We start from the raw sequence: 7,574 nt of genomic DNA on the forward strand, positions 1-7,574 counted from the left end.
CTTACGCCACGAAGCACAGGACTTCGCCGCCGACACCCTGCTGGCGTGCCTGCACGTCAGTCATGATGCCCTTGGATGTGGAAATGATGGCAACACCGAGACCACCAAGCACCTTGGGGATCGCATCCTTGCCGCGATACTGGCGCAGGCCCGAGCGCGACACGCGCTGCAGCTTCTCGATGACCGGCTTGCCTTCGTAATACTTCAGCACGATTTCCAGCTCGGCTTTCGCGCCGCTCTGGGTGACGTGCGAACCGCCGATGTAACCCTCGTCCTGCAGCACCTTGGCGATTGCCACCTTGGTCTTGGAGGACGGCATCTTCACCGTCGGCTTGCCGACCGCGGCCGCATTGCGAATGCGGACCAGCATGTCGGCGATGGGATCAGTCATGCTCATTGATTGTTACCTTTGAGTGCACCGATATCCGCTTGATTGCGAATTTCGAAATTGCCGCCGCGGCACATGCCACGACGGATGGAGCGAATTACCAGCTGGCCTTGCGCAGGCCCGGCACGTCGCCGCGCATCGTGGCTTCGCGCAGCTTGTTGCGACCCAGGCGGAACTTGCTGTAGACGCCGCGCGAGCGGCCGGTCAGGGCACAGCGGTTGCGCTGGCGGGCAGGCGACGAATCGCGCGGCAGCTTCTGCAACTTGACCACCGCTTCCATCTTCTCCTCGAAGCTGGCCGACTGGCTGCTGACGATCGTCTTCAGGGCGTCGCGCTTGACGGCGTGCTTCTTGACCAGCTTGGCGCGCTTGGTCTCACGGTTGACCATCGAGGTCTTTGCCATGTGTCAGGTCCTCAGGATCAGTTGCGGAACGGGAAACGGAAGGCTTCGAGCAGCGCCTTGGCTTCGTCGTTGGTCTTTGCGGTGGTGGTGATGGCGATATCCATGCCGCGGATCGCGTCGACCTGGTCGAAGTCGATTTCCGGGAAGATGATCTGCTCCTTCACGCCCATGTTGTAGTTGCCGCGGCCGTCGAACGAACGCGCCGACACGCCACGGAAGTCGCGCACGCGCGGCAGCGAGACGTTGATCAGGCGATCCAGGAACTCGAACATCCTGGCGCGGCGCAACGTCACCTTGCAGCCGATCGGCCAGCCGTCGCGGATCTTGAACGACGCCACCGAAACGCGCGACTTGGTGACCTGCGGCCTCTGGCCGGAGATCTTCGCCATGTCGGCGACGGCGTTTTCCAGGATCTTCTTGTTCGTCGCCGCCTCGCCCACGCCCATGTTGAGCGTGATCTTGGACAGGCGCGGAACCTGCATCGGGTTGGTGTAGCCGAACTTCTCCATCAGCTTCGGCACGACTTCCTGCTTGTAGAACTCTTCCAGACGCGTAGTCATTTTCAAATATCCTCTGGTCTCAGGCTCGGCCTCAGACGGCTTCACCACTCGAGCGGAACACGCGCAGGCGGGTTCCATTCTCGAGCACCTTGGTTGCGATGCGCCCGCCCTTGCCCGAGGCAGGGTTGAACAACATCACGTTGGAAACATGGATCGGCGCTTCGCGCTCGATCACGCCGCCAGGCTGGTTGGCCTGCGGATTCGGCTTTGTGTGGCGCTTCATCATGTTGACGTTGGACACGACGACCTTGTCGCCGGACACGCGCACGACGTCGCCGCGCTTGCCCTTGTCCTTGCCAGCCGTGACGATTACTTCGTCGCCCTTCTTGATTCGGTTCATTTCAAAACTCCTGCGCTCAGAGCACTTCAGGTGCGAGCGAGACGATCTTCATGAACTTCTCGGAGCGCAGCTCGCGGGTCACAGGCCCGAAGATGCGCGTGCCGATCGGCTCGTGCTTGTTGTTCAGCAATACCGCGGCGTTGCCGTCGAAGCGGATCAGCGAACCGTCCGGACGACGCACTCCCTTGCGGGTGCGCACCACGACGGCGTCATAGACGTCGCCCTTCTTGACCTTGCCGCGCGGGATCGCGTCCTTCACGGTCACCTTGATGATGTCGCCAATGTGCGCGTAACGGCGCTTGGAGCCGCCGAGCACCTTGATGCACATCAGTTCCTTGGCGCCCGAGTTGTCGGCGACGTCGAGGTAGCTCTGCATCTGGATCATGAGTCAGCCTCCTCGTTCACTCTGCCGCGCGGGCGAGAATCTCGACCACGCGCCAGTTCTTGGTCTTGGACATCGGCGCACATTCCGCAACGCGGACGACATCACCGGTGTTGCAGGAATTGTCGGCGTCATGGGCGTGCAGCTTGGTCGAACGGCGGATGTACTTGCCGTACAGCGCATGCTTGACCTGACGCTCGACGAGCACCGTCACCGTCTTGTCCATCTTGTTGCTGACAACGCGGCCTTCGACCGTGTGCAGCTTCTTTTCTTTCGTGGGGCTGGTTACTTCGCTCATATCGGCCATCCTTACTTCTTCTTGCCCGGCAGATCAGCTGCCTGGGGCTGGCCGAGCAGGGTGTTGACGCGCGCGATCTCTCGGCGCACCCGGCGGGCATCGTGGGTCTTGGCGAGCTGACCGGTGGCCTTCTGCATGCGCAGCGAGAACTGCTCCTTGTGCAGATCCAGCAGGTGGCTTTTCAGCTCATCCGCCGACTTCGTTCGCATTTGCTTGAGTTCCATCAGCGCACCGTCCGGGACACGAAAGTGGTGGTGACCGAAAGCTTGGCCGCGGCCAGGCGGAATGCCTCGCGTGCGGTGGCTTCGTCGACGCCTTCGATCTCGTAGATCATCCGGCCGGGCTGGATCTGCGCGACCCAGAACTCGACGTTGCCCTTGCCCGAGCCCATTCGGACTTCGATCGGCTTCTTGGTGATCGGCTTGTCGGGAAACACGCGGATCCACATCTTGCCGCCACGCTTGACGTAACGGCTGATGGAACGACGTGCCGCCTCGATCTGGCGCGAGGTCAGCTGGCCGGTCGCGGTCGACTTCAGGCCGAACTCGCCGAAGCTGACAGCGTTGCCGCACCATGCCAGGCCGTCGTTGCGACCCTTGTGCATCTTGCGGAATTTGGTTCGCTTGGGTTGCAACATGATTTATTCCCTCGCTTCGCGGTCGCGGCGCGGCGCACGCGGACGGTCACTGCGCTCGTTGCGATCACTGCGCGGCGTGTCGTCCTGCTTTTCCTGGCCAACCTGGGAGAAATCGAAGATCTCACCCTTGTAGACCCACACCTTGATGCCAATGATTCCGTAGGTGGTCTTCGCCTCGGCGAATCCGTAGTCGACGTCGGCGCGCAGCGTGTGCAGCGGCACGCGACCTTCGCGGTACCACTCCGAACGCGCGATCTCGGCACCGTTCAGGCGGCCGGCGACATTGACCTTGATGCCCAGCGCGCCCAGGCGCATCGCGTTGCCGACGGCGCGCTTCATCGCGCGACGGAACATGATGCGGCGCTCGAGCTGCTGCGCGATGGACTCGGACACCAGCTGCGCGTCGAGCTCCGGCTTGCGGACCTCGGTCACGTTGATGTGCGCCGGGACGCCCATCAGCGTGCTGACTTCCTTGCGCAGCTTCTCGATGTCCTCGCCACGCTTACCGATCACCACGCCCGGGCGGGCGGTGTGGATCGTGACACGCGCATTGTTGGCAGGACGCTCGATCAGGATCTTGGAGATACCAGCCTGCGCAAGCTTCTTGCGCAGCATCTCGCGAACCTTGATGTCGGCGATCAGGTAGTCGGCGAAATGCTTCTTGCCGGCATACCACTTCGAGTTCCAGTCCTTGGAGATGCCAAGGCGGATACCGGTCGGATGTACTTTATGACCCATTTATTTACCCTCGCCGACAACGACGGTGATGTGGCTGGTGCGCTTGAGGATGCGGGTGCCGCGACCCTTCGCGCGCGCCATGAAGCGCTTCAGCGACGGACCTTCGTCGACCATGATGGTCGTGACCTTCAGTTCGTCGACATCGGCGCCCTGGTTGTTCTCCGCGTTGGCGATCGCCGACTCCACGACCTTGCGGATCATGTGGGCGGCTTTCTTGTCGGAGAACTTCAGCAGGTTGACCGCGCGCTCGGCGGTCAGGCCGCGCACCTGGTCGGCAACCAGCCGGGCCTTCTGCGGGGAGATGCGCGCACTGCGCAGGATGGCTTTCGCTTCCATGGTCATCTCCTTACTTCCCGGACTTCTTGTCGCCGCCATGGCTCTTGAACGTGCGCGTCAGCGCAAACTCACCGAGCTTGTGGCCGACCATGTTTTCGTTGACGAGCACCGGGATGTGGTTGCGCCCGTTATGCACGGCGAGCGTGTAACCGACCATTTCCGGCAGGATCATCGAACGGCGCGACCAGGTCTTGATCGGCTTCTTGTTGCTGGTCGCCGCTTCCACCTTCTTCATCAGGTGATGGTCGACGAACGGGCCTTTTTTCAGTGAACGTGGCATGGCCTATCAGCTCCTGCGGTCGCGAACGATGAACTGCTGCGTGCGCTTGTTGTGTCGGGTCTTGTAGCCCTTGGTCGGGACGCCCCACGGCGTGACCGGGTGCGGATTGCCCTGGCCGGCCTTGGCTTCACCACCACCGTGCGGATGGTCGACCGGGTTCATGGCGGCGCCACGAACGGTCGGCTTGATACCGCGCCAGCGGCTTGCGCCCGCCTTGCCCAGCTTCTCGAGGTTGTGCTCGACGTTGCCGACTTCGCCGATCGTCGCGCGGCACTCCGACGGCACCCGGCGCATTTCGCCGGAGCGCAGGCGCAGCGTGGCATACACGCCTTCGCGGGCGACCAGCTGCACGCCGGCACCGGCGGCACGGGCGATCTGCGCGCCCTTGCCCGGCTTCATCTCGATGCAATGCACCGTCGAGCCGACCGGGATGTTGCGCAGCGGCAGGGTGTTGCCGGTCTTGATCGGCGCATCGCTGCCCGCGATCACCTGGTCACCGGCCTTCAGGCCCTTGGGCGCGATGATGTAGCGGCGCTCGCCATCGGCGTAGCACAGCAGCGCGATGTGCGCGGTGCGGTTCGGGTCGTACTCGATCCGCTCCACGCGCGCGGGAATGCCTTCCTTGTCGCGCTTGAAATCGATGATGCGGTAATGCTGCTTGCTACCACCACCGATGTGACGGGTGGTGATGCGACCGTGGTGGTTGCGACCACCCGACCGGCTCTGGCTCTCGACCAGGGCTGCATGCGGCGCGCCCTTGTGCAGGCCAGGCGTCACTACGCGGACTGCCGAACGGCGGCCGGGCGAAGTGGGTTTGAATGTCATCAATGCCATTGGTGATTCCTCAAGCCTTGGCCATCACGTCGATCGACTGGCCTTCGGCCAGCTTCACGTACGCCTTGCGCCAGTCAGCGCGGCGGCCAGTGCGGTTCTTGAAGGCTTTCTGCTTGCCCTTCACGTTCAGCACGTTCACGGCCTCGACCTTGACGTCGAAGAGCTTCTCGATCGCCACCTTGATGTCGGCCTTGGTGGCGTCGGTAGCGACTTCGAACACGTACTGGTTCGACACTTCCTGCAGCCGGGCGGTCTTTTCAGACACGCGCGGCGCACGGATCACGTTGTAGAGCTTGGCGTCGTTCATGCCAGCCACTCCTCGATCTTCTTGACGGCATCGGACGTCATGACCACGGTATCGGCGCCGACGAGGGCAACCGGATCCAGGCCTTGCACGTCACGAACCTCGACGTAGCGCAGGTTGCGCGCCGACAGGTAGAGGTTCTCGGTGGCTTCCTCGGTGACGATCAGCGGACGCTGGCCGACATTGAGGTCCTTGAGCTTGGCGATCAGGCCCTTGGTCTTGACCGAGTCGACGTCGAAACCCTCGACGACCATGATCCGGCCCTGGCGGTTGAGCTCCGACAGGATCGTCGAGATCGCCGCCCGGTACATCTTGCGGTTGACCTTCTGCGCGAAGCTGCGCGGCTTGGCCGCGAAGGTCACGCCGCCACCGACGAAGATCGGAGCCGTCAGCGCGCCATGTCGCGCACCGCCGCCCTTCTGCTTCTTCGACTTCTTGGTCGTGCCGCTGACTTCCGAACGCGTCTTCTGCGCCTTGGTGCCGGCGCGACCCGCATTGCGGTAGGCGACGACGACCTGGTGGACCAGGTCCTGGCTGAATTCGCGGCCGAAGATCGCGTCGGACACCGACAACGTCTTGCTGCTGTTATTGATGGCGAGTTCCATCGTCAGACTCCCTTGCTCGACGGACGCACGATCACGTCACCGCCTGGAGCACCCGGCACTGCGCCGCGGATCGCGATGAGCCCGCGGTCTGCGTCGACCTTGACAACCTGCAGGCGCTGCGTGGTCTGCTGCACCGAACCCATGTGGCCGGACATCTTCTTGCCCGGAAACACGCGGCCTGGCGTCTGGCGCTGGCCGATCGAGCCCGGCGAGCGATGCGACAGCGAGTTGCCGTGCGTGGCGTCGCCCATCTTGAAGTTCCAGCGCTTGATCGTGCCCTGGAAGCCCTTGCCCTTGGTGATGCCCTCGACGTCGACGATCTGGCCGACCTCGAAGATGTCAGCCTTGATTTCGCCGCCGACGGTGAAGTCGCCGATCTTGTCGGGCTGCACGCGCAGCTCCCACAGGCCGCGACCGCCCTCGACCTTGGCCTTGGCCAGGTGGCCGGCGGACGGCTTGTTCACCAGCGCTGCGCGCTTGTAGCCGACCGCGACCTGGACGGCGCTGTAGCCGTCGGTCTCGACCGTCTTGATCTGCGTGATGCGATTCGGGGTTGCCTCGATCAGCGTCACCGGCACGGACTTGCCGTCTTCGGTGAACAACCGGCTCATGCCGGCCTTGCGACCGACGATCCCCAACGAATATTTCTTCGCCATGGTCGTATGCCTCAGGTCAGCTTGATCTGGACGTCGACGCCAGCCGCGAGCTCGAGCTTCATCAGCGCGTCCACGGTCTTGTCGTTCGGGTCGACGATATCGAGCACACGCTTGTGCGTGCGGGTCTCGTACTGGTCGCGCGCGTCCTTGTCGACGTGCGGCGAGGTGAGAATGGTGATGCGCTCGATCTTGGTCGGCAGCGGGATCGGGCCGCGCACTTGCGCGCCGGTCCGCTTCGCCGTCTCGACGATCTCGCTGGCCGAACGGTCGATCAGGCGATGATCGAACGCTTTCAGCCGAATCCGGATCTTCTGGTCCGCCATGCGGAATTCCTCATTGAAAGAGCGACAGGCCGGCGGCTGGGTGCGCCGAACCCCGTTGAACCATGACCGACCAGGAATACAGCCCCGCTTGCCTGATCGATCCTTGCCTTGAAACTGAAAAACAAGGCAGATCGGTTGCCCGACCTGCCCAGATGGAATTGCAAACGCGAAAAGACGCTCCGCCATGAGTGCCCCGAAGAACTTCGGGACGGGCGGAGCACTTGCCGCGCGACATTTCCGTGTCTGGCGAAAACGACGCGCGTCCTGCGCTTCATTTCGCTGGTGGGGACGCCCTCGTGAAGACGGGGGTCGCCGAGCCGCACATTCTAGCGGTTAAGGCTGGGACTGCGCAAGCACAATCCGGGGTCCGAACCGAAATTCACGCTTTGGTCGGCGCCAAGCGGCCACAGGCCGCTGCAACGGCGACGGTTATTGCGGCCCGGGGCCGCAATAACCAGGCGCGAAGTCTTACTTGATGATCTTCGCCACC

General features: G+C 63.1%; 16 protein-coding genes. All 16 read right to left on the reverse strand.

Annotated features, from left to right (window positions below; genetic code table 11):
• Nucleotide 1 precedes the first annotated feature (1 nt).
• The 16 genes from rpsH to rpsJ all read right to left on the reverse strand — a co-directional run bounded on the left by rpsH (nucleotide 2) and on the right by rpsJ (nucleotide 7,084).
• Nucleotides 2-397 carry a 30S ribosomal protein S8 gene (gene rpsH / locus GST15_RS06530; RefSeq protein WP_159016392.1) on the reverse strand — a complete coding sequence of 132 codons (396 nt, stop codon included), beginning with the start codon at nucleotides 395-397 and terminating at the stop codon, nucleotides 2-4.
• 88 nt (nucleotides 398-485) lie between these two features.
• A complete protein-coding gene (gene rpsN / locus GST15_RS06535) occupies nucleotides 486-791 on the reverse strand; it encodes a 30S ribosomal protein S14 (RefSeq protein WP_159016393.1) in 306 nt (101 codons plus the stop codon).
• A 17-nt stretch (nucleotides 792-808) separates the two neighbouring features.
• Complete coding sequence (gene rplE / locus GST15_RS06540) at nucleotides 809-1,351, reverse strand: 50S ribosomal protein L5 (RefSeq protein WP_159016394.1); 543 nt, start codon at nucleotides 1,349-1,351, stop codon at nucleotides 809-811.
• A 31-nt stretch (nucleotides 1,352-1,382) separates the two neighbouring features.
• Complete coding sequence (gene rplX / locus GST15_RS06545) at nucleotides 1,383-1,691, reverse strand: 50S ribosomal protein L24 (RefSeq protein WP_159016395.1); 309 nt, start codon at nucleotides 1,689-1,691, stop codon at nucleotides 1,383-1,385.
• Between the two features lie 16 nt (nucleotides 1,692-1,707).
• On the reverse strand, nucleotides 1,708-2,076 hold the full coding sequence (gene rplN / locus GST15_RS06550; RefSeq protein WP_159016396.1) for a 50S ribosomal protein L14: 369 nt from the start codon (nucleotides 2,074-2,076) through the stop codon (nucleotides 1,708-1,710).
• A 16-nt stretch (nucleotides 2,077-2,092) separates the two neighbouring features.
• Nucleotides 2,093-2,371, reverse strand: coding sequence for a 30S ribosomal protein S17 (gene rpsQ, locus GST15_RS06555; RefSeq protein ID WP_159016491.1), 279 nt, complete (start codon nucleotides 2,369-2,371; stop codon nucleotides 2,093-2,095).
• An 11-nt stretch (nucleotides 2,372-2,382) separates the two neighbouring features.
• On the reverse strand, nucleotides 2,383-2,595 hold the full coding sequence (gene rpmC / locus GST15_RS06560; protein ID WP_159016397.1) for a 50S ribosomal protein L29: 213 nt from the start codon (nucleotides 2,593-2,595) through the stop codon (nucleotides 2,383-2,385).
• A complete protein-coding gene (gene rplP, locus GST15_RS06565; RefSeq protein ID WP_159016398.1) occupies nucleotides 2,595-3,008 on the reverse strand; it encodes a 50S ribosomal protein L16 in 414 nt (137 codons plus the stop codon). The genes rpmC and rplP overlap by 1 nt, the downstream gene beginning before the upstream one ends.
• Before the next feature lie 3 nt (nucleotides 3,009-3,011).
• Complete coding sequence (gene rpsC, locus GST15_RS06570; protein WP_159016399.1) at nucleotides 3,012-3,746, reverse strand: 30S ribosomal protein S3; 735 nt, start codon at nucleotides 3,744-3,746, stop codon at nucleotides 3,012-3,014.
• Entirely contained in the window at nucleotides 3,747-4,082 is a 336-nt protein-coding gene (rplV, locus tag GST15_RS06575; RefSeq protein WP_159016400.1) for a 50S ribosomal protein L22, read from the reverse strand.
• Between the two features lie 10 nt (nucleotides 4,083-4,092).
• Nucleotides 4,093-4,362 (reverse strand): 30S ribosomal protein S19, encoded by a 270-nt coding sequence (gene rpsS / locus GST15_RS06580; RefSeq protein WP_159016401.1) that lies wholly within the window; start codon nucleotides 4,360-4,362, stop codon nucleotides 4,093-4,095.
• 6 nt (nucleotides 4,363-4,368) lie between these two features.
• Nucleotides 4,369-5,196 carry a 50S ribosomal protein L2 gene (gene rplB / locus GST15_RS06585; RefSeq protein WP_159016402.1) on the reverse strand — a complete coding sequence of 276 codons (828 nt, stop codon included), beginning with the start codon at nucleotides 5,194-5,196 and terminating at the stop codon, nucleotides 4,369-4,371.
• 10 nt (nucleotides 5,197-5,206) lie between these two features.
• The gene (rplW, locus tag GST15_RS06590) at nucleotides 5,207-5,503 is read right to left on the reverse strand and encodes a 50S ribosomal protein L23 (protein WP_159016403.1); all 297 of its coding nucleotides are present in this window, start codon (nucleotides 5,501-5,503) and stop codon (nucleotides 5,207-5,209) included.
• A complete protein-coding gene (gene rplD / locus GST15_RS06595; protein ID WP_159016404.1) occupies nucleotides 5,500-6,105 on the reverse strand; it encodes a 50S ribosomal protein L4 in 606 nt (201 codons plus the stop codon). Before rplD ends, rplW begins: the two co-directional genes overlap by 4 nt.
• A gap of 2 nt (nucleotides 6,106-6,107) precedes the next feature.
• The gene (gene rplC / locus GST15_RS06600) at nucleotides 6,108-6,761 is read right to left on the reverse strand and encodes a 50S ribosomal protein L3 (protein ID WP_159016405.1); all 654 of its coding nucleotides are present in this window, start codon (nucleotides 6,759-6,761) and stop codon (nucleotides 6,108-6,110) included.
• 11 nt (nucleotides 6,762-6,772) lie between these two features.
• The gene (gene rpsJ / locus GST15_RS06605; protein WP_159016406.1) at nucleotides 6,773-7,084 is read right to left on the reverse strand and encodes a 30S ribosomal protein S10; all 312 of its coding nucleotides are present in this window, start codon (nucleotides 7,082-7,084) and stop codon (nucleotides 6,773-6,775) included.
• Nucleotides 7,085-7,574 lie beyond the last annotated feature (490 nt).

The sequence above is a fragment of the Cognatiluteimonas profundi genome (assembly GCF_009792795.1).
Lineage (GTDB): Bacteria > Pseudomonadota > Gammaproteobacteria > Xanthomonadales > Xanthomonadaceae > Cognatiluteimonas > Cognatiluteimonas profundi.

What these genes read in the sequence shown, in the direction of transcription:
- rpsH (WP_159016392.1), bottom strand. Translation starts at nt 397, where the DNA reads ATGAGCATGACTGATCCCATCGCCGACATGCTGGTCCGCATTCGCAAT.
- rpsN (WP_159016393.1), bottom strand. Translation starts at nt 791, where the DNA reads ATGGCAAAGACCTCGATGGTCAACCGTGAGACCAAGCGCGCCAAGCTG.
- rplE (WP_159016394.1), bottom strand. Translation starts at nt 1,351, where the DNA reads ATGACTACGCGTCTGGAAGAGTTCTACAAGCAGGAAGTCGTGCCGAAG.
- rplX (WP_159016395.1), bottom strand. Translation starts at nt 1,691, where the DNA reads ATGAACCGAATCAAGAAGGGCGACGAAGTAATCGTCACGGCTGGCAAG.
- rplN (WP_159016396.1), bottom strand. Translation starts at nt 2,076, where the DNA reads ATGATCCAGATGCAGAGCTACCTCGACGTCGCCGACAACTCGGGCGCC.
- rpsQ (WP_159016491.1), bottom strand. Translation starts at nt 2,371, where the DNA reads ATGAGCGAAGTAACCAGCCCCACGAAAGAAAAGAAGCTGCACACGGTC.
- rpmC (WP_159016397.1), bottom strand. Translation starts at nt 2,595, where the DNA reads ATGGAACTCAAGCAAATGCGAACGAAGTCGGCGGATGAGCTGAAAAGC.
- rplP (WP_159016398.1), bottom strand. Translation starts at nt 3,008, where the DNA reads ATGTTGCAACCCAAGCGAACCAAATTCCGCAAGATGCACAAGGGTCGC.
- rpsC (WP_159016399.1), bottom strand. Translation starts at nt 3,746, where the DNA reads ATGGGTCATAAAGTACATCCGACCGGTATCCGCCTTGGCATCTCCAAG.
- rplV (WP_159016400.1), bottom strand. Translation starts at nt 4,082, where the DNA reads ATGGAAGCGAAAGCCATCCTGCGCAGTGCGCGCATCTCCCCGCAGAAG.
- rpsS (WP_159016401.1), bottom strand. Translation starts at nt 4,362, where the DNA reads ATGCCACGTTCACTGAAAAAAGGCCCGTTCGTCGACCATCACCTGATG.
- rplB (WP_159016402.1), bottom strand. Translation starts at nt 5,196, where the DNA reads ATGGCATTGATGACATTCAAACCCACTTCGCCCGGCCGCCGTTCGGCA.
- rplW (WP_159016403.1), bottom strand. Translation starts at nt 5,503, where the DNA reads ATGAACGACGCCAAGCTCTACAACGTGATCCGTGCGCCGCGCGTGTCT.
- rplD (WP_159016404.1), bottom strand. Translation starts at nt 6,105, where the DNA reads ATGGAACTCGCCATCAATAACAGCAGCAAGACGTTGTCGGTGTCCGAC.
- rplC (WP_159016405.1), bottom strand. Translation starts at nt 6,761, where the DNA reads ATGGCGAAGAAATATTCGTTGGGGATCGTCGGTCGCAAGGCCGGCATG.
- rpsJ (WP_159016406.1), bottom strand. Translation starts at nt 7,084, where the DNA reads ATGGCGGACCAGAAGATCCGGATTCGGCTGAAAGCGTTCGATCATCGC.